The 19,242-nt window shown below is 52.0% G+C and carries 14 protein-coding genes and 1 tRNA gene; 10 read left to right on the top strand and 5 right to left on the bottom strand.

Translation table 11 applies throughout. From position 1 onward, the window contains the following. Window positions 1-13: 13 nt before the first annotated feature. The gene (locus tag V6B97_RS07855; protein WP_333505948.1) at window positions 14-1,408 is read right to left on the bottom strand and encodes a bifunctional folylpolyglutamate synthase/dihydrofolate synthase; all 1,395 of its coding nucleotides are present in this window, start codon (window positions 1,406-1,408) and stop codon (window positions 14-16) included. Window positions 1,409-1,746: 338 nt separating this feature from the next. Here V6B97_RS07855 and V6B97_RS07860 point away from each other — a divergent pair. From V6B97_RS07860 to V6B97_RS07905, 10 genes are all read left to right on the top strand, one after another. Continuing rightward, window positions 1,747-1,823 (top strand) — tRNA-Arg (locus V6B97_RS07860). Between the two features lie 409 nt (window positions 1,824-2,232). Continuing rightward, window positions 2,233-3,291: a hypothetical protein gene (locus tag V6B97_RS07865; protein WP_333505949.1), complete on the top strand. Its 1,059-nt coding sequence runs from the start codon at window positions 2,233-2,235 to the stop codon at window positions 3,289-3,291. A gap of 331 nt (window positions 3,292-3,622) precedes the next feature. After that, window positions 3,623-5,131, top strand: a complete 1,509-nt coding sequence (locus V6B97_RS07870) for a DUF3987 domain-containing protein (protein WP_333505950.1) — start codon at window positions 3,623-3,625, stop codon at window positions 5,129-5,131. Window positions 5,132-6,031: 900 nt separating this feature from the next. Beyond that, the gene (locus V6B97_RS07875) at window positions 6,032-6,694 is read left to right on the top strand and encodes a YagK/YfjJ domain-containing protein (RefSeq protein ID WP_333505951.1); all 663 of its coding nucleotides are present in this window, start codon (window positions 6,032-6,034) and stop codon (window positions 6,692-6,694) included. Further along, window positions 6,688-7,539, top strand: coding sequence for a hypothetical protein (locus V6B97_RS07880; RefSeq protein ID WP_333505952.1), 852 nt, complete (start codon window positions 6,688-6,690; stop codon window positions 7,537-7,539). The genes V6B97_RS07875 and V6B97_RS07880 overlap by 7 nt, the downstream gene beginning before the upstream one ends. Window positions 7,540-7,813: 274 nt before the next feature. Beyond that, window positions 7,814-7,963 (top strand): hypothetical protein, encoded by a 150-nt coding sequence (locus tag V6B97_RS07885; RefSeq protein ID WP_333505953.1) that lies wholly within the window; start codon window positions 7,814-7,816, stop codon window positions 7,961-7,963. A 131-nt stretch (window positions 7,964-8,094) separates the two neighbouring features. Then, window positions 8,095-9,837, top strand: a complete 1,743-nt coding sequence (locus V6B97_RS07890; protein WP_333505954.1) for a YcaO-like family protein — start codon at window positions 8,095-8,097, stop codon at window positions 9,835-9,837. Beyond that, window positions 9,837-10,874: a radical SAM/SPASM domain-containing protein gene (locus V6B97_RS07895; RefSeq protein ID WP_333505955.1), complete on the top strand. Its 1,038-nt coding sequence runs from the start codon at window positions 9,837-9,839 to the stop codon at window positions 10,872-10,874. The genes V6B97_RS07890 and V6B97_RS07895 overlap by 1 nt, the downstream gene beginning before the upstream one ends. Then, on the top strand, window positions 10,871-11,800 hold the full coding sequence (locus V6B97_RS07900) for a radical SAM protein (protein WP_333505956.1): 930 nt from the start codon (window positions 10,871-10,873) through the stop codon (window positions 11,798-11,800). The genes V6B97_RS07895 and V6B97_RS07900 overlap by 4 nt, the downstream gene beginning before the upstream one ends. Beyond that, on the top strand, window positions 11,784-12,701 hold the full coding sequence (locus tag V6B97_RS07905) for a radical SAM protein (RefSeq protein WP_333505957.1): 918 nt from the start codon (window positions 11,784-11,786) through the stop codon (window positions 12,699-12,701). The genes V6B97_RS07900 and V6B97_RS07905 overlap by 17 nt, the downstream gene beginning before the upstream one ends. A 4-nt stretch (window positions 12,702-12,705) precedes the next feature. On the opposite strand, the gene V6B97_RS07910 is transcribed toward V6B97_RS07905, so the two are convergent. The 4 genes from V6B97_RS07910 to V6B97_RS07925 form a co-directional block, all read right to left on the bottom strand. Beyond that, window positions 12,706-13,476 (bottom strand): SDR family NAD(P)-dependent oxidoreductase, encoded by a 771-nt coding sequence (locus V6B97_RS07910; protein ID WP_333505958.1) that lies wholly within the window; start codon window positions 13,474-13,476, stop codon window positions 12,706-12,708. A 433-nt stretch (window positions 13,477-13,909) separates the two neighbouring features. Continuing rightward, window positions 13,910-15,511 carry a GTPase gene (locus tag V6B97_RS07915; RefSeq protein ID WP_333505959.1) on the bottom strand — a complete coding sequence of 534 codons (1,602 nt, stop codon included), beginning with the start codon at window positions 15,509-15,511 and terminating at the stop codon, window positions 13,910-13,912. Further along, on the bottom strand, window positions 15,508-17,316 hold the full coding sequence (locus V6B97_RS07920) for a dynamin family protein (RefSeq protein WP_333505960.1): 1,809 nt from the start codon (window positions 17,314-17,316) through the stop codon (window positions 15,508-15,510). Before V6B97_RS07920 ends, V6B97_RS07915 begins: the two co-directional genes overlap by 4 nt. Further along, the gene (locus V6B97_RS07925; protein ID WP_333505961.1) at window positions 17,316-18,821 is read right to left on the bottom strand and encodes a GTPase; all 1,506 of its coding nucleotides are present in this window, start codon (window positions 18,819-18,821) and stop codon (window positions 17,316-17,318) included. Before V6B97_RS07925 ends, V6B97_RS07920 begins: the two co-directional genes overlap by 1 nt. Window positions 18,822-19,242: the final 421 nt, after the last annotated feature.

Consider the following 19,242-nt stretch of genomic DNA (forward strand, 5'->3'; position numbering starts at 1 on the left):
GAGGCGGGGCCGGTCAGTTTCCGGAGGGCGGCTGGCCGTGCGGCGTTTCCAGGGCGTCGTCGGGGGCGTCGTCCGGAACTGTGTCCGGGGACGCGGCGGCCACCTCGCAGGCACCGCCAGCATCCCGCGATTCCAGACAATCGGGCCGAAGTGTAAAGAACTCGCCGAGCAAATACAAGGAGCCGCACAGCAGCACGGGGCCTTGCGGGGCAAGGGCGGCGGCCTCGCGCAGGGCGGCGGCGATGTCCGGCACGGCGCGGGCGGTGGAGCCCAGCAGGACGGCCAGGTCCTCGCCGCGCGCGGCGCGGGCGTTGCCCTGGATGGTGGGCACCAGCACGGGCGCATCCCCGGCCAGACGCCGCACCCCCTCGGCCACGGCGACAAGGTCCTTGTCGGCCAGGCACGAGAAGATCACCACGGCGGGCCGCGTGCACTGGGCGGCCAGGGCCTCGCGCAGGGCGGCCAGCCCGTGGGCGTTGTGCGCGCCGTCGATGACCAGGCGTGCGGGAAGGGGGGGCTGCGTTGCCGTCCGGGTGGCATCGGGCCGTTCCACCCATTGCAGGCGGCCGGGAATCCACGCCTCGGCCAGTCCCCGGCGCACGGCGTCCTCGTGCGATTCCCATTCGTTGGCCTCGGCCAGCGTGGTCCATGCGGCTAAGGCCAGCAGCGCGTTGCCGCGCTGGTGCGGCCCGGAGAGGCCCAGTTCCGCCTTGGCGGGCAGCTTTGCCACGTCGTCGGCCTCGTGCAGGGGGGCGCCGCAGGCATCGGCGGCCGTGCGCAGTTCGGCCATGGCGTCCGATGGCTGCGGCGCGGTGACGGCGGGCACGCCCGGCCGCAGCGCCCCGGCCTTGTCGGCGGCGATGGCGGCGATGGTGGCGCCCAGCACGGCCTGATGGTCGAGGCCGATGGGCGTCACGCAGACCACGTCGGCGGCGATGGCGGTGGTGGCGTCGTGCGCGCCGCCCAGGCCCGCCTCCAGCACGGCCAGTTGCACGCCCGCCTCGCGGAAGGCCAGCAGGGCGAGCACGGTGAGGAATTCGAAATAGGTCAGCGCCTCGCCGCCCGCCGCCATGATCCGGTTGGCCAGGCCCGGCCACAGATCGGAGGCCAGCATGGCCCCGTCGATGCGGATGCGCTCGCGCGGGGTGACGAAGTGCGGCGAGGTGTACAGGCCGGTGCGCAGCCCGTGCACCGTGCCGATGGCCGCCAGAAAGGTGGACGTGGAGCCCTTGCCGTTGGTGCCCACCACCTGCGCCACCGTGAACGGCGGGGCGGCCAGGCCCAGCGCGTCCAGCACGCGCTCCATGCGGCCGAGGCCAAGGTCCATGTGGAACATGCCCAGCCTGTCCAGGTGGGCCTGCACGTCGTCGTAGGTGGCGAAGCTGGTGGGCGTGGGTGCGTGCGTCATGATGCGTGTGCCTGTCGAAGGTGCGGTGGTGCCCCCGGAGTGTGCGTGCGGACGTCCGACAGCCGGACGCCGCGCGCGGGCGTATCCATTCCGGTAGGACGCCCGGCCGGGTGCGTCAAGCGGTGGGGCGGATTGCACGCGCCCGACAGGAGGCGGAAAGGACGGGGAGAGAAGGAAAGGAGGGCCGCCGCCCACGGTCCAGGTGCATCCGGACAACCCACGCGGCCCGCGCACGCGGCGACAGCATGAAAGGCATGCCGCGATCGCCTGTGGGTACTCGCCGCCCGCCGCTCTTGACCGGCGGCACCGGCTCGGCTAGAAAAATCCCCTCTCGTCACGCGCCCGTAGCTCAGTCGGACAGAGCAGGAGCCTTCTAAGCTCTTGGCCGGGGGTTCGAATCCTCCCGGGCGCGCCAGTAAAATGAGCCAGTTATGCAGATATGCACGACTGGCTTTTTTGTTTTGTGTACATCTCTCCCACATCTCTCCCACCTTTGTCCGTGACGCCCTGTGATGTTGAGTGAATCTTAGGCGTCACAACCTATCCAGGGAGGGCTGTGGAAGTGGCTTGAGTGAGGTCTCGCGACGAAGAGCTGAATCAATATTGTTGAATGGAGTTGTAGGGTTGTGCCAAGGGTGTTGAATGCAGTTGTAAGATCTGGAAAAAGGTACGGAGGAACTGGAGAGCGTGTTTGAGACTCAGACACATCTTCCCAGGGCGAAGATCTGTTGCATGGGATGCGCTTAATGCTGGCCATGCGGCTAATGGTATGAAAGGCGATGTGTTACTTGTTACCTTAGCGATGTTAAATGTGAGAGGATGCTATGGACATTTCTTATGGTGGCGTTGGGTATGAGTATGACAAATTTCTTGCATTCTGGAGAGGTGAATATAGGAAAAGAGATTTCTTATTAAAAAATATCAATAAAATTAAAGATATTAGGGCGGCATATAGGGCTGTGGGGCGTATTTTTGAGGATCTCTGCGCTGAAGGGAACAGTAGTAAAACAGAAAAAGAAGATTTTATAGACTGTTATTGCATGCAAGTGCTGGCTTTACGAACTGGTAGGCCTGTAGAAGTTGAAGAAAAGTTTATCATGCCAATCATCAGAGTTGGTAATATTGTACATCGTCATGATGCTATTAAATATGGAGTTGATGAAATATGCGATGCAGTGTTATCTTATAATCTTCTACCTAGCTTTTTGTTGCGTGAGTTAAACTCTTATAAAATACTGAAAGATTGTTCTGATGGATGCGAAAAATGGGATGTTCCGCCTACATTGTGTATAGAGAGTAGCGGTACTTTTGTTCCTGATAGCAGCGTTAAAGTAAATTTAAATTTTTATGATGATTTTGGTGAAATTGAAAAAGAAATTTTGGAAGAATATCGGAAAAAAATGAGTAGTGAGAAAGGGTACTTTGAAACTTTAATAAGAGGATCTACTGCTTCGTACCATATTGAATTAAAAGCATACATATATGACAATAGCTTCGATATTGATAGCGCTATTGAGAAGTTTCATGAACAGTTGGTATGGGCTGTGTACGATGTAAAAAAGCAGCGTTCGATGCCGCTTACGGAGCGAGAGCGCAGTCTTGTTGATGCCAGTTTTCAGAAGCTCGTAGTTGGCTCTGCGGGCCCAACTCACGCTGTTGGCAGGGCCGTAGGTTTATGGTTATGGGACTATTTGCAGGAGAACCCTTCTTCAACACGAACACCTGCCTATATTGCTTTAAATAAACTTGGTTTGAATATTCCTTACCGATTTGAAAAAGATAACCCTTCTATCCGGAAAACACTCGATAGAATTTTTAATAGCACGAAAAAGTGTATCGAAACCAATCAAGTACTGCCAATAAAAGGTGGGACCGGCAAATGATGAAAAAGGTGCCTTAGATTTTTGCGCAGGAGTGAGGGTAGGTAGGATGCCGAGCGGGGTGAACTCGCTCGGCATCCTTTCTTTGGAGGTGTGTATGTCGGTTAGCCAAATTATTCAAAAACTCCGGAAGGAACTGCCGGTCTGTTTTGTTAGAAAGGAGGTTCCTAGGTTGTTGGGCGGGATTATTGCGGTTGGCACCTTAGCAAATCTTGACTCGCAAAAGCTGGGCCCCCCGTTTCATCGGGTAAGGGGCAAGGTTCTTTATGAGCGAGATACGTTTCTGGATTGGCTAAGCATTTATATCGAAAAATCTGTGTAGTAGGAGATTAATATGCAATGGAGTGATGTAACCCAATGTGATGACGGCATGGAATCGAATTGTAAATTCCCTGGGCCGTTTGGTTTAACAGCATTTTCGCGTATCACCAATGCGATCATGCGTGCTTATGGTGTTCGTAGGGATATGTGTGAAGTAGCATGCCTAGCTGCAATCAACTCCGCCCTGCGCGGGAAGGTCTCGGTCAGGGTCAATGCTGACTGGGTAGAGCCAGCCAACGCCTTTATCGTGCTCTGTGCGGAGTCAGGTGCAGGGAAATCGCCGGTAAATGCGTTTTTCAAAGCCCCGCTACTAAACTTTCAGAAAAATTGGAACGACACCCACAAGGTACGGTTATGCCTTGAGCGTAGTCGTCAAACGCAGCTGAGGAAACGCGTGGCAGCGTTGGAGCGGAAGATTGCCAAGCTTGAGGACCAGGCACAGATCGAAAAGTGCGTGCAGGAGATGGCAGAGCTTCGCGAAAAAGCTCCTTGCATGCCCAGTGGACACGAATTGGAGATTTTTGTTGATGAGTGCACAAACGCGTCTTTGATCGAGTGCATGCGTCAACAGGGAGGTCGTCTTGCTGTTATGGAAGGTGAGGCAAGTCTTTTTAGACATATTGTCAATGCCAAACCAATGAGTCCTATAGTTGACACGCTGCTTAAAGCATTCTCCGGTGAACGCATCCAGTCGAGGAAGAGCGGTGAGGATTCTATCGTCATTGAGCACCCTGTATTGGCGCTGAATGTCATGGTCCAGCCTCCTGTGATTGTCCAGTTGGGACGAAATAAGGATATCGTGGGGCGCGGGTTGCTCGGGCGCATTCTGTTCGGTGTGATTGAGCCGCCAGTGGCGGGGGAGGATGTCGGAGGTACCGTACCCGAGGAGGTTAAGGTCGAGTACTCCGGTATTATCCAGGCGATTCTTGAGCGTGTTGAAACGTCAAATGAGCAGATTGTGCTGGAACTGGATACGGATGCGTTACGGCTATGGGATCTATGGCGAGATAAAATTGAGAGAGTGACCTGCCTGCAAGATGAATATGCCCCAGTCTGGGGCGAGTGGAGAGGGAAGGCTGCTAGACACCTTCTCCATATTGCCGTGTTTTTGCACATGTTTGAATGCCCAGAAGGTAGAGATCGCATTAACGCCAATGTAATGCAGTTTGCGGTGCAACTGGCTGATACTTTTCATGAGCATTACGAGGAAATACTGAGGCTGATTTACCCGGAGCGTGGTGAAAAAATTGCAAACAAGGTTTTGGGTTCATCGATGCGCCGCAAGCTTAGGCGTTTCCAATCTCGTGACTTGCAGAGGATGTTCGGCGTTCATAGGCAAGAAGCCAATGCGGCCATCGATTGGTTGTGGCGCAAGGGTGCCATCATAGAGCTTCCTATGTCGGTCGGTCAGCGATGTGGCCGCCCGTCATCACCAGCATACGGAATCGTTGATTGTGTATGGGATGGTCTTGTTGCTGAATGTCATGGAGGGCGGCGGGGGCGTATGGGCGGTCTGCGCTAATGGGGCGATTTCTTTTGGCGCATCTCCTTGTAATTGTCTGCTTGCTCCTCCCGAGGAATGGCCTTTGGTCATTCCTCGGGAGGGTTGGAGGTACCCCCGTAGTTTGTGAATGCCTTGAGTTCAAAACACTTGGATATAGCGTCATGAAGGCAAAGCTCATTCCATATGGAGGCGAATCTTCAATGAATCGAATTTATTCGGCACTGTTCCAATGACGACGTTGAACCTTGGTCGACTCGACAGGGGAACTCTCTTTAGATACATGTCTGTACTACATCTAGCACTACCTCTTCGGTTGGCAGAGATGTCCTGTTCAAATGGGCTACTCCAGCTGTTTTGATTTCGCACAAAATGTTTGAACGATTTTTGGATCGTGAATTACGTAGAGCCTGATATGGATCTGATCATTTTTTTGTCAGCACAGCAAATGTATCACCGTCTGCGACACTAACAAACTTACATCCCATGATGATGTACATTGTAATGTCAATAGAAAAAAATCTCAAACATAAAAAAACATCATGAATAAGAATAATTTTTTCATTAAAACATTTCTGCATCAGTATTCTCATGCATTGCAAATCAAAACAATATGAACATAGCAATTCCACTATATTATAAAATAAGTCTGACAAAAATAAAAAAATAAACAACCACACAGAATGGACAAATTGATTCACAAACAGCAGCACATCAAGATACTCAACATCATGCTAAAATAGGTATATTTAATATCAACACAAAACATAGTACATAAACTAAATATAATACAATATAAAACATAAAGCTATATGCAATACAAGCTTAACACAAGAGCAGAAAAGCCCAATATCATCAAGACAAGCCTTCTTAATGTAAACTACGACACGACATCTTGATTTAATAAACAAGGACACAGCAATGATTATCACTGATCGAAATATATACAGGAACTATACAGTACAGGCATACGAAGACAAACCAATTCGTACAGACATCATTGATGCGATTGTGAATCGCATTGAATATATGGCTTCACGGTTTAGCAGAGTCCTCTTTATACGATTCGATCTGCACTACCCTATTGATTTCATAGCTCCTCATGACAATAGCCATCTGAGCAAATTTCTTAATAGCTTTACACGCTATTTGTCACGTGAAGGCATCGCCTTTCAATACGTCTGGGTACGTGAGCAATCCAGAGAGAAGCATCAGCATTATCACGTGATGCTCCTCCTAAATGGCAACGTCACTTGCCATAGCTGGAACCACATGAAAAAGGCTGATGCCCTTTGGCAGAGAGCAGTGGGAATCAACTACCCTGGGTTATTACAGAGATGCAACAGAAGCAGAGATGGTCGCTCACATCCTGACTTTATCCATTTGGATCGTCATGATGCCAGCTATCAACGAGACATCGAGAGATGCGTGGAGTGGGCCAGCTATCTGGCCAAGACGAGGACCAAGGGCTATGCCCCCTTGAATGTACGAGAATGGGGAGCGAGCGCACTACGACAATTTGCAGCAAGCACATCGTGCATAGCACATCATACGTATCGATTGCAGGAGAAAGCGACATGCTGATTGATTTTTCCCGATGCCGCACGATACCCTTCCAATACGGTGGGCGCTCCAGCCGGAAGCAGTGCATCATCTACAAGGATGAGCCATACATGCTCAAGCTGCCCTGCCCACTGCCGGGGACAGAGATTGAGAACGATGTCGGAATTGTCGTTCGCGAGTATCTGGGATCCCAGATCTATGCCTCATTGGGTGTCCCTGTCCATGAGACGTTACTCGGCACGCTGAACGGACTCGTGGTCGTCGCTTGTCGACATATGCAGCTTCCGGGCGAGGATTTCGTCGATTTTTCGACTCTAAAAGAGGACTATCTGAGTACAGGGGGGGGCTGCAACGCACCGTCAAAGAGTAGGGATCTGCGGGACACGCTCGAGATCGTTGGCAAACACCCTTGGTTGATCGCGGCGGGCGGGGCCGTTGAGCGTTTCTGGGACATGTTCGTCATCGACCTCCTAATCGACAATTTCGACAGGAACAACGGCAACTGGGGAATCCTGACCGACCGAAAGGCGTTTCGGTTAGCACCCGTGTTCGACAATGGCTCTTGTTTCGGGCAGATTCCAAACAGAGCAGCAGAGGGAAAACCGATGATCGGCCCCCATACCCGTCGCCTCGTGTTCGCGGGTCATAACCTGACGCCCTTTGAACTCATGCATGGGCACGGCATCACGGCCTGCAACCATGCACTACGGCGGGTCAAGGAAAGATTCGATCTGTCGGGTGCTGAGGCGCTCATCGACGAACTCGGATCTGTGGGACTCGTCGCTTCGACGCAGGCCGACGCGTACTGTGCGACCCTTGAAGAGAATTTTAAGAAGTACTTTCTGCACTGTATCGGCACTGCTTGAGGTTCCAGCGTTGGCATGACTCCTACATTGCCCGCGATACACAGAATCGTATGAGAACACCCCATGAGCGTCACAAGCATGTAGCAGGTTCGAGATGCCTGTTGCGAAAGACAATAGATACGTTCAACTTCGTAGTTTCTTCGAAATATTAAAAACTTATTTCTAAAAATCGAAAAGGATTTTGTTTAGCCGAGCGAGGTATTCTCAACTTGACTCAAACATAAAAAAACATTTATCAGAATAGATATATTAATCTAATCCTTGGAGGCACACCATGGAAGATGTCGTAGTTTCCCTCGAGAATGCCGTCCGTGATGAGCAGAAGGAACTGGAGTTTTGGAAAGGCCTGAATCGTCAATGCTGCGACCATGAGAGCGTAGTGAGCGCCGGTGCTTGGCTAGAAGCCGACAAGACCGGTTTCTAACTAGCGGACGGTCCATCACTGGGATCGCCCGAGGGTAAAGAAACACGAGAGATTGTTTCACTAGACACCTTGCGACCGTGTGCCCCGCCTGCCGTTCTACGGGGGCAGGGCACCGCTTTTATTAAAAAGATATGGGCCGACTGAAAGAATGTGATCCTTACGATACTGTCCTGCGGATCCGCCGTATTCTTGAGGAGTTGAAGATATTCACCACAGAGTCATGGATTGACAGTGCCGTGTCTTCGCTGTTCTCCGTTCGTGTCGTGCTCTCCGGTACGCAGGTGGGTACCAACGGCAAGGGAGTCACCCGTGTCTTAGCTTTGGCGAGCGCCTACGGTGAATTCATGGAGCGACTCTCCAACGGCATGCTCCTCAGCAAGTTCGGGATAGACCTCTGCCCCCATTATTCCTACGGGGTCACGCTGCAGTTCGAACAGGTGGCGCAGGGGGGGCGCCTCATCGACGCAGTGCTATTTGCGATGCAGGAGGGGGTGCGTGAGGAGTTCTCCATAGTGTTGGACAGGGCCTCCGATCTCGACGTGCATCCTGAGGAACGGGTGCGCCGCCTGTCAGCGTGGGGTATACGGCCGGGCCAAGATTTATTCTGCCTTCCCTATACCGGGCTGCTGTCGGGTCGGAAGGAGATGGTCCCTATGCCGCTCGTGCAGCATTACGGCTCCAATGGCATGGCTGCAGGAAACACTAGGCAGGAGGCCGTCGTCCAGGCTATCTCCGAAATCTTCGAGCGCTGGAGCCTGTACTACATTTTCACGCGCAGGCTCACGCCACCGGTCGTCGAGCGAGACGTTATTCAGGCCCACTTCCCTGCCATAGACGCCATCATGTCGGAGATTGAATCCTTTGGCCATTTTCACGTGGAGGTCCGAGACTGTTCGCTTGGCCGGGGACTCCCCGCCTACTGCGCCTGCCTCTGCGACCGTCGCAGCCACCGCTATGCGATCTCCTTCGGGGCCAGCCCGAACATCTCCACTTGCTTGGAGCGGTTGTTTACCGAACTCGTGCAGGGCCGCAGGCTTCACGAAACGGCATGGAGCAAGATCGGTGCCCCGCTGCTCATAGAGCCTTTCGAACTACGTAGGCTTTTCCGGAACTCCACCGGCAACTATCCTCCAGAATTTTGGCTAGGCGAGCCTTCATGGGAGGTCGACGAAGCACTGCTGAACCGCTCCTGCGAGACCAACCAAGACGCTCTGAACTGGTTCTCATCCCTTTGCGCCGAGGCCGGCACCGACATCTTCGCTCGGGACTGCAGCGTGTTTGGCTTCCCCAGTGTTCATGTTGTCATCCCCGGCTTTAGCGAGGTCATGGGCTGCAGCCCACTCTACCTGCATTATCTCTCAGCCTTGCGTCGTACGGGTGACGTACTCGACGGCATGGCAGGGGCTTCCCGAGAGCAGATTGCATTTCTGCTCGAGTTTCTGGATTTTTGCCGCAAGATGAATGCCGCCGACATGGCCCCCCTCACGCGGATCAGAGGCTGGAAAGGCATGCAGGTCCACGAGGGGGTGCTGTTCTTCCTCGCTCGAGGATACGCCGAACTGGGCGACTTTCGGAAGGCCGCCGAGTTCTGCTGCAAACTAAAGGAGCTTTCACCTGCCTTTACGGGGCCGATCTCCTGCCTCGCGGACCACTATAACCTGTGGGCTGCCCGACCGGACCATCCAGTGGAAAAACTGCTCGCGAACCTCTACGAAAAGGACGTCATCGTTCTCGCCCGGAGGATGCATAAGATTCCTCTCAAGGAGCTTGTCGCTGTTGCGGTTCAGGAAATGCCCGACATCCCGCTTGATGTCACGAGATTGCTCGCACGTGTGAAGGGCTATGTGCCCGAGGGACTTGAGAGGATGGTCTGATGTTTTTCTATTATTTGCTTACTCAGCGCTGCAACTTGGCGTGCGGACACTGCATCCGCGGGAAGTCAGCTCCGCACGACATGGATACGAGGCTTGCTCTCAGGGGCATGGACGAACTCTCGAGCTGCGTTCCCAATGGTACGCTTGTACTGACGGGCGGCGAACCGACGCTCCATCCCGACTTCATGCTGCTGGCCAGCCACGCTCTAAAATGCTTCAACGAAGTCATCCTGACCAGCAATGGGACCACGCCTCTGTATGCGGAACAAGCGGAAGCATGGCCGACGCTCCAGGCGGCTGGATTGCATGTGCAGTTCTCCATTGACGGCGACGAACAGGCTCATGACCTGCTCAGAGGGGCGGGTAGTTGGCACACGGCCTTGGAACATTTGGAACTCCTTTCCCAGGCAGGTGTTTCCGTGTGGGTGTCCACCGTGGTCACACAGGACAACATTGCTTCCATGCCTGCCCTGCGCGAGGAACTGCATCGCCATCGAGTCCGTAAGTGGCATATCAGCCCCGTGTTGCCCTTCGGCTGCGGGGCCGGGCTCAAAGGGCTTTCAATCGAAGAGTGGAACGCGTTCGTGGAAGTCATGCTCACCACCTGCCGCATGCGCTTAGGGATACGGCGTCTCTATGACTTCACGCAGCTAGATGCGCTGTCCGATGATCGAATCACTGAAATCTCCCAGGGACTGGCCGGGAAGCCGAGCAACCGCAACTGCGGAAGCGGCATCACCAAGATTTATGTTTATCCGGACTTCTCGGTCTATGGCTGCTCCTGCCTAAGCAGCATCCCTTTTGGGGACCTGAGCCGTGAACCCCTGCAGGACATTTTGGGCTCACCGCAGGCCCTGCGCATACGCGACTACCGGGTGGACGACACTTCCCCTTGCCGGAAATGCCGCTATCTTCCACTGTGCAACGGAGGATGCATCGGCATCTCGCTCCACAAGGCGGGCCGGCTGGGCATAGGCGACATACGTTGCCCGCTTTGGCAGCGATACGCTTCGGAAGATAGGGAGCAAGGGCTATGACTATCTTAAGGAAGGCCTTTCGCGTGCTTGTAACAGAGCGGTGCAACATGCGCTGCCCCACGTGTTTCAACAAGGACATCCGCAACGGGCGGGAACTTCCGGCCGATGACTTCGCCCTCCTATGCAACTGGCTGGCAGAACAAGGACACATTGAGCGCATTAAACTGATGGGCGGAGAGCCCACGGTTCACAGCGAGTTTCCACGCATTCTTGCGACAGCAATGGACCATTTTCCGCACGTCTACCTATTCACAAACGCAGTCAACGAGGCCGTCGAAACCCTGCAACTGCGGGGGGGGGACGCGGTCATCTACAATCTTTCCTGTCTGTCGCCGTCCATTCCGTCCTGCAAGCTGCTTCCCGAGCTGGAATGCGGCCACCTTTTCGAGACTCGCATCGACGCCCGTACCGACGTGGGCAGGGTGTGCCGCAAGCTACGCCACGTCCACGATTGTCTCGGGCAGCGGATGGTGGTCAACCTAACTCTCAACTGCGTGGAGGATATCTTCGCCGCTCGAGACGTCATCGTGCGAAACTGGAACGCCGTGGGGCGTTTCTGTCGAGACGAACTGGGCATCACGATCAACCTCGACCACGACGCGCCGCACTGCTTCGTTCGGGGGGCGAACATGCTACTGGACCGATATCACCCCCTGTGCTCGCCAGCGTGCGCAGGACTCGTCACGGCGGACCTGCGGCTACGCTTTTGCAACCAGACTTCGAAGGATCTCCTGTCGCTGAAGGATGGACAGGGCCTCGTTCCATACGCACAGGTAAGCGCCTGCCTCGAACGGCAGTTTTCCCTACGCATAGAGAGCAATCGGAACAGCTTCTGCCGGGGGTGCTTAGACTTCCCTGCAACCTGCAACGGAAGCTGCTTCGCCCATCGTTTCCCAGAAAGGGCTGTACATGCCACGAGTGTTTAATCTGAACCTTCATTACGCTTGCAACAACGCCTGCAAGGATTGCATCTCCCACAACACGAGGGCAAGCTCTCGGGGCGGCCTAACACTTGGGCAAGTGGAGAACATGCTCTTGCGCTATGACCCGCAGGAAGGGGACTTGGTAATTCTGAGTGGCGGTGAGCCGTCGATCTATCCCGGACTGCGCTCCCTTCTTGAGACGATACGCACGCACAGCACTTGCGCCATGGTCATGTATAGCAATGGCTCTGGACTATGCTCGCCGGACACGGCGGAAGCCGTCGCCCATTACGTAGACCGGGTCACGTTCTCCTGTTACGGCGATGAGGTTGTACATGACCGGCACGCGGGCCGGGAGGGCGCATTTGCCACGCTGGCGGAAGCAGTGGACAGGCTGTGCAGGGCACGAAAGAACCTAGAGAATGCCTGCGCTCTAGAGCTCAAGTACGTCCGTGCGGTCGAAAGCGTCCCGGTGCTACCGTTGCTCAATGAACTCGCCTTGCCGGAGCAGGTGGGGAGCGTAGTATTGTCTCGCATGCTACCTGTTGAAAACGGGAACAGTGCTGTGGTGGGGCATGATGCCGCGGCCGTGCGCGATATCATGGCCCTGCAAACCCACGAACGCTGGAGCAGGGTTCCGTTGAAGCTGGTTGACATGCTGCCCTGCAGCCTGAGCCGGGATCTTTTTGACGCGATCCGGGCCGACAGTCCGCAGCGTGCTATGCAAGAAGTCATATTCTTCGATGGGACGCATCCGCACGGAAAACCCATACGCTTTGCTCGTTTGGCCTCATTTACGTCGCGATGCGCTTCCTGCGATTTGCAGGCCATCTGCGGAACAACGGTCACCTGCTATGGGGCCCTGCGTCGCGAGCAGGGCCGTTGGGGCTACGCCGAGGAGTAAGGACTCAGGGCTGAAAGAAGGCAGTACCCAACCCCCCGTCGACGGGATAGATGCCGCCCGCATTGAATGATGCCTGCTCCGAGCACAGAAAAAGCATGAAGTCGGCCAACTCTTCTCCGCTTCCGAAGCGGCCGATCTTCTGGTGCTGCTGAAGGAATTCCTGCGTAGAGCCGGGATCCGTCTGCGCGATCCTGTCCCAAGTGCTTCCTGGGAAGCGAAAGGCCCCCGGCAGCACGGCACTCAGTATAACGCCACGTGCGGCCTCCTGACGTCCCGCCGAGCGGCAGTAGGCTGCGAGCATGGATTTAAAGATGCAATAGGGTACGGGCCCTTGGGCCTCCAGCGCAGCTACGGATCCCGTGAGGACGATGCGTCCCCAACCCCGTGCGCGCATGGCTGGCAGACAGGACTCGTTGATGAGCAGCGGGATCTCGAGCAGGGCCCGATACAGGGTACGCCACAGGATTGCCGTGGGAATGTCTTTAGTCGACTGCTGCCGTCCTCCCATGCAGTGAACAACGATGTCCGGGGAAAAATCCCGTTCCTGTAGAAAGGTGAACAGTTCATCCTCTGCGCCTTCGGGTAACAGGTCGACGGCATGGAGCAGCAGCCTGTCGGAGGGCGCGCAGTGGCGCAGATCCTCCAGTCCTTCCCGCCTTCGGGCGACCCCGCAGACGCATGCGCCTTCCTGTATGAGTTTTCTACTAAGGCAGGCCCCGAGCCCGTGCCCTGCCCCGATGATCAATGCCTTCCTGCCCCTGATTTCAAGTTCCACGTTTCTCTCCGTTGTCGTTGGGAAGGATTCGAGGATACTCCTCCCCTTTTTAGGCAGCCTAGATAGTCGCGGCTATGCAGCCTATCCGCGTTGTCGCCTTGGAGTACTGCCGCCAAGCCCATGTAGGGCCATTCGTTGTTGTAGGTCCATATGCCATCTGGTGGCGAAGTACCTGACCTGCTCAATGTAACTAAAGATGTACAAGTTACAAAGACATGTGTCAGTCAGAAAAGAAAAGCCCCCATGTGGACATGAGGGTATAATCTGGTGGCGTCCCCAAGGGAGTATAAGCCCCTTTTGACGGCGTAAAAAAGCGTTTTCTCACAAGAACAGGACAGTATACCACCGGAACCGCAAGGGGCAGACCTATTGAACCGTTGCAAACCGTACCCAAAAACGTCCTAGGAATTGTTGCAACTTCTCCAGTATAGTCCTAATGCGTCAAAATGCCACCTATAGCTTCCTCTGCTTGCTTCAGAAGCTTAACGTCTCTTTCGTCAAGCATAAACTGTATCCGTAGATCCTGAATCTTTCCCTCTATATTCTGTTCCACGGGCAGAAATACGTCATCAAGAATACATTTCATTTCAACAGTATACGTATTCTGCACTGTAGTAATTACAGAGTTTACAGCGTCCTCCAAGGCTTTAGCCCTGTTGATCGCAGCGTTTTTGTTGTCCTCTTCCTCCTTCACGGCAGAATAGAATTCATAAACAGCTATACCTGCAGTTAAAATAGGTCCCAAAGCAGCCGTAAACCTGCTAGCCCACTTGGCCATAGTTTTTTCGCCAATGCCTTTAAAAATCTTGGGTAAGAATTTTTTCCCCATTTCCAGAATTTTAATAACGGCACTATTTATACTTTCTTCCCAATTCACATGCTGCAGCATGTCTTTCCAAGGAAGTGTCTGTAAAGTAGACACTTCTGAGATTGTGGCGTTAGTATCATCTGCTACAGCCGTGGTGTCCACATACACAGAAGAAAGCTTATCAATGTTGTCGCAGATATCTTCTACCCTTTTCTTGGCATGGGACAGAGTTTTTCGTATGCACTCCTCGAGATTGCCGCCAACCTCTTCCATTATATCAGATAGTTGATTTCTGAGCTGCTGCTCATCGTGAGTGGATTCAAAAAGTGTATATATTCGCCCACGGTATGTTGCCAGCATCCCTTCCAGGTCACGCTGAATTTTTAAAGCCGCTGCATTGCGCACTTCACTGACTTCGCGGAGAGAAGCCTGCGCTTCATTGAAAATTACGGATTTTTCCACGGGGCACAGGCTACTCTCACATAGTCTCAATAAATCTATAAAGTTACGTTTAAGTGTTTGTATTACGTCATGTTCAGAAACATTTCTGACCGCATCATGTATGGCATGTTCGAGTTCATTGATGCCCGATGCAGCGAGGAGAATTTCTTTATTCTCCAGTTTACCTTTGAGAGCGCTTTTCGCGTTAACAAAGTATATGGGCACGTAATCGCAAATCGAGTCGATTCCCCTTGCCGCACCTTCTTTTTGTAAATTTGTTCTGTAGCCATCCTTGAGCCGAGTCATGAGCTCAGGCTTCGTCCGACACTGGTTAAAGTCGTTGACCACTAAAATAGTCTTTTGCCTACGCTCGACATTGTCCGCCAACTCCTTCCAGGCACGGGCGTCATCCAAATCGGTGCTTTGAAGAACATAGATGACAAGCTCACTCTTGCGCAGTTGCTCTTCGGCAATGACCTGATGTTCAATGGGGGCATCAATGCCAGGAGTATCCAGCAAATAGTAGCCACGCCATGGATATCTTTGTACAACAGCAGTTGTGGGTGCTATGCCCATTTTTGCAGATTCTGCCCCACACAACGCGTTCACCAGCGTACTTTTACCGTGGCTATATATACCATATACAGTTATATCTACAGATTCTGCGGCCTTTTTTTCCTGTAAAGCATCCACTAGTTGCCTGAAAAGTTCGGGCTGATGCTTTTGTGCAATAGGGCGAATTTTTTCAGCCCACTGCTCTAGAATACTGATTTCGTATGCACTCATTTAGAAATCTCCAGATCAATTTCTTTTTGTTGCCTTGTGATGATGCTACGCAAAGAGCTTACATTGTTTTGCAGGGAATCAAGCCACTCCACCAGTGGCAGTATGCACTCTTTATTAATGCCTTCGACGGTATGAGAAAGGTCTTCTTTAATCACAACTTCCAGCTTTTCCACAGCAGCTCGACGTACGTCATCTGCATTATCACCCACACGTGCTTTCCCTGTACTTGTCCCGTCAAGGGCCTTGCCTACCTGTGAGCCTACAAAGCCACCGGCAGCGGCACCGGCAGCGGCATAGGCAGCTGCACCGGCTGCCCAACCAGCTGGGTTGGAAGCGCATACCAAGCCAATTGCAATCCCTGCCAAAGTTCCCAAAAGCCTCCCACCCCTTTTCTTGCGTGTAGATTGATATTCTATTTCTCTATAGACATCATCAATCATAGGCAGCTCGACATGGAATGTGTTATGCGTACCGACAAGAGCAAGCTGGTTCTGTACATTTTCCATGAATGCTGACAAAATGTTGAGTCGGGCTTTATGTAAAAACTTCTCCCCAATCTCATGTACTGCCTTGGCAAAATCTTTGTCCTTGCCCTTGGCGCATTCTTGTAACCCTTCTATGGCTTCCGTGAGGTGCAAAACAGCACTGTCGACTTCACACTCTTTGTGTCTTGAGATATCTTCAATGGTCTTGGCTATCCACTCATGGTTAACTGAGATGGCAGCCTCAAGAGTGGTGAGGCTGTCCAAAAGCGCACTGTTGTAATTTTGCAAATTCTTAAGAGGCGTGTGCTGCTTGATTTGAATTCCTTGGCTTTTTGCTACTTTGTGGACCTGAGCAAGCAATGCTTGCATGCCACTTTTTCGCCAGCCCTCAGTTGTAGCATTCTCTTCTGCGTAAAGGGCTGAGATGGCGATGACGTGCTCCTGTAACTCTTCTTTTTTTAAACGCTTTTCCGTATCACCATGAAGAAGTTGATCCACACAATACATGCATACTTCTTTCTGATCATGGTCAGGCAGCATAACAAGCTTGGTTACGATATTTCCATCTTCATCTTCATCTTCATCTAGAGTATCGGCAGCCGTAGAAACTATAAAAAATGTTTTTCCAGACTGTACTATTTCGAGCAGCTCTTTGATATCGCTGGCACGTGTACTACTTTTAGAAGATGTGGCGTAAATTATAATATCAGCACTCTGTAAATATTCCTGAGCCAAAGCGCCATTTTCAGGGGTCATGGAATGTATGCCAGGCGAATCTACTAGTGTAATGCCAGGCAAGATGTACCCTTGGATGGCGCTAGTTGCCTCAGCATAATCGACACGCATGCGACGCTTTTCTTCCAACTCATTCTTCTGGGAATCATATTTCCCAGAATCATCCTGAAAAAAAACTTGCACATCGGATGCAATCTGTTCTTGGGTGGGATTAGTGTAGCCGTGGGCAAGGTAGTTGAGCAAAGAACTTTTTCCTGACTTTACCTTTCCGTACACATAGACCATGAGAGAGCAGGAATGTTTTCCACGAAAATTATCACTTTTTTCGAAGGCATCAATGGACTTTTTCCATTTGTCAGTTTCCGTCCGTAAAGTTGCGGCCATAGCCTCCACTGTTTTGTAGAGAGGATTGTCGGGCTTCAAACGTGTCTGTTGCAGCACACTGCCCTTGCTGGCCTGCATTATAATTTCAATTTGCACATTGCTTTCTTTTCCTCGCAAAAGTGCCGACCTTGCTACATTTTCGAAATCATCTCGTAGCGATTCAAAATATTGAATGAATTTTTCACGAGAATCTATCATCATCATCCCTCCATTTTGTCCAGTGACGCAATTTTTATCTTAAAGCCACCCAAAAGAGCCTTCATGTCTTTAATAAGACATTGCAGAGCAATGTTGTCTTTTTTTTGAGCGAGTTCGATAGCCTCTCGAATTTGTTCTATTTCTACAGAAACGTGGCCAGCAAGACGGTTCTGTAAGCTCTGCAAGCGGGCGACTCTTTCTTCTTTGATTTTTGCACGGTCAAGCCCGCGGCGTAGAGCCTCTTTCAAAGCGTCAATTCCAGCAGACTTGCGTAAATTATTTTTACCTTCAAGGCAGCCCTTCATATACGAAGTATTAGACACGAGGAAAGCGGGAATAGCCACCTGCGTGATATCCTGGAAACGCTTTTGGAGCATTTCCAGTGCCTGCTGACGTTTGTCTTGCGCTATGCCGCGAGTTTCTGCATAGGTCCCTACCAGGGTGCAAATTTGTGCAAAATCGGGGCGTAATAGGGCAAGACGCCGGAGGCTCTCTATTTCTTTATCTTCAAATTCATTGGCTATATTGTGAACAAAAAGAATATGCTCGGCTGAGGCCATGGCGCTCCATGTAGTTTTTTCATCATCTTCAGGAGCATCCAATCCGGGGGTGTCAACATAGCAAATACTATCGTATTCTAGGGTGTTAATCGCTACCGTCTTCCGGGTGCGCGCAGAAGGGAAATACTCATCGGTGAAATGTTCGGTCAGCATGTTGAGCAAAGTGCTTTTGCCAGCTTTGAGCATACCGCAGACAATGACACGCGGAGCGTCATCCATTGCGTCGTAATTTACACGCCATTGCTGCAATGTTTCTGCAAAATCAGCATGTTGTCGCGCGCGGCCAACAAGTGCGTCTTCGGCGACTTTATTTTCAATATCGTTGCAGTGTTCACGAACTCCTTCTAATTGATGCAATACCAGAAACAATTTCATTAGGTCAGGCGATATACGTACTACATGGCGTGCTGCAGACGTATCGGGGCTAAGTCCAAGAATCTCACGCATCGCCCCTACCCCGCTATCAAGTTCCGCACAAGGGTCCATGATCTCAGATTGATAGCAGTGATAAGCATCTTGGCCATACAGGTTGTCCAGCGCATCTTCGACGCTTTCTGCTGTATCTATAGCCATTTGCGAGGCTTTCCGTACACATTCCATCCGAGGCTCAAAACCTGATGTATCCGGAGAGTTACTTGCAGCCATAAAATCCAACATATTTGCGTATTCACTACTTAGTGAACAACCCTCCACGACACGTGCAACAAGTTCTTTGTAGATTTTTTTTTCACTGTTACTATGGAATTGAAGTATTTCAGAATGTGTCTCAAAAAAACGGGCCAATGATTTGTCCACATTGCCCAATAGATTTTGTTCTTGTTCTTTTTTAAACTTTCTTTTTGCATCTTCGGATGAGGAGGTGCTTTCCTCAGACGAGCTACTATCACTTTTTGCAATCACTGTACCAATTGCTACGATTGCCGCCCCAACAAGCCAAGGCCATGCCATACCATTACTCCTGTATTTTTTCGATTATACTGCAAAATCTAGAAGTCATCGCAAAATACTCTTCTAATGTCATCCGATCTGAAAAAAAGGCCCACCCCTTCATGACATCACAAAAAAAAGGCCTATTTTCGTATATTTTGCAACTCTTATTTCCACTATCATAGTACATACATACGCCGTCTCCATTATGAAGTTCTAAAAATATAGGATACCTATGTAAGTTGCAGCAGCATTTTCCGCATCTTTTGCATTGAAACTGCATTACTGAAACCTGTTCAAAAGTTGTAATATAAATTTGGGTCTTCGACGTTAGCTGTGGAATTCACGCCTCCAAGAGTTGGGTGATGGGCGCTCCGATCAGGTAGATCATGGTGATGAAGGTTGTTACGTTCCGATACCCTCTGGCCCGCGAGCGAGCAGC

Source organism: Nitratidesulfovibrio sp. 1201_IL3209, from assembly GCF_036763125.1.
Lineage (GTDB): Bacteria > Desulfobacterota > Desulfovibrionia > Desulfovibrionales > Desulfovibrionaceae > Cupidesulfovibrio.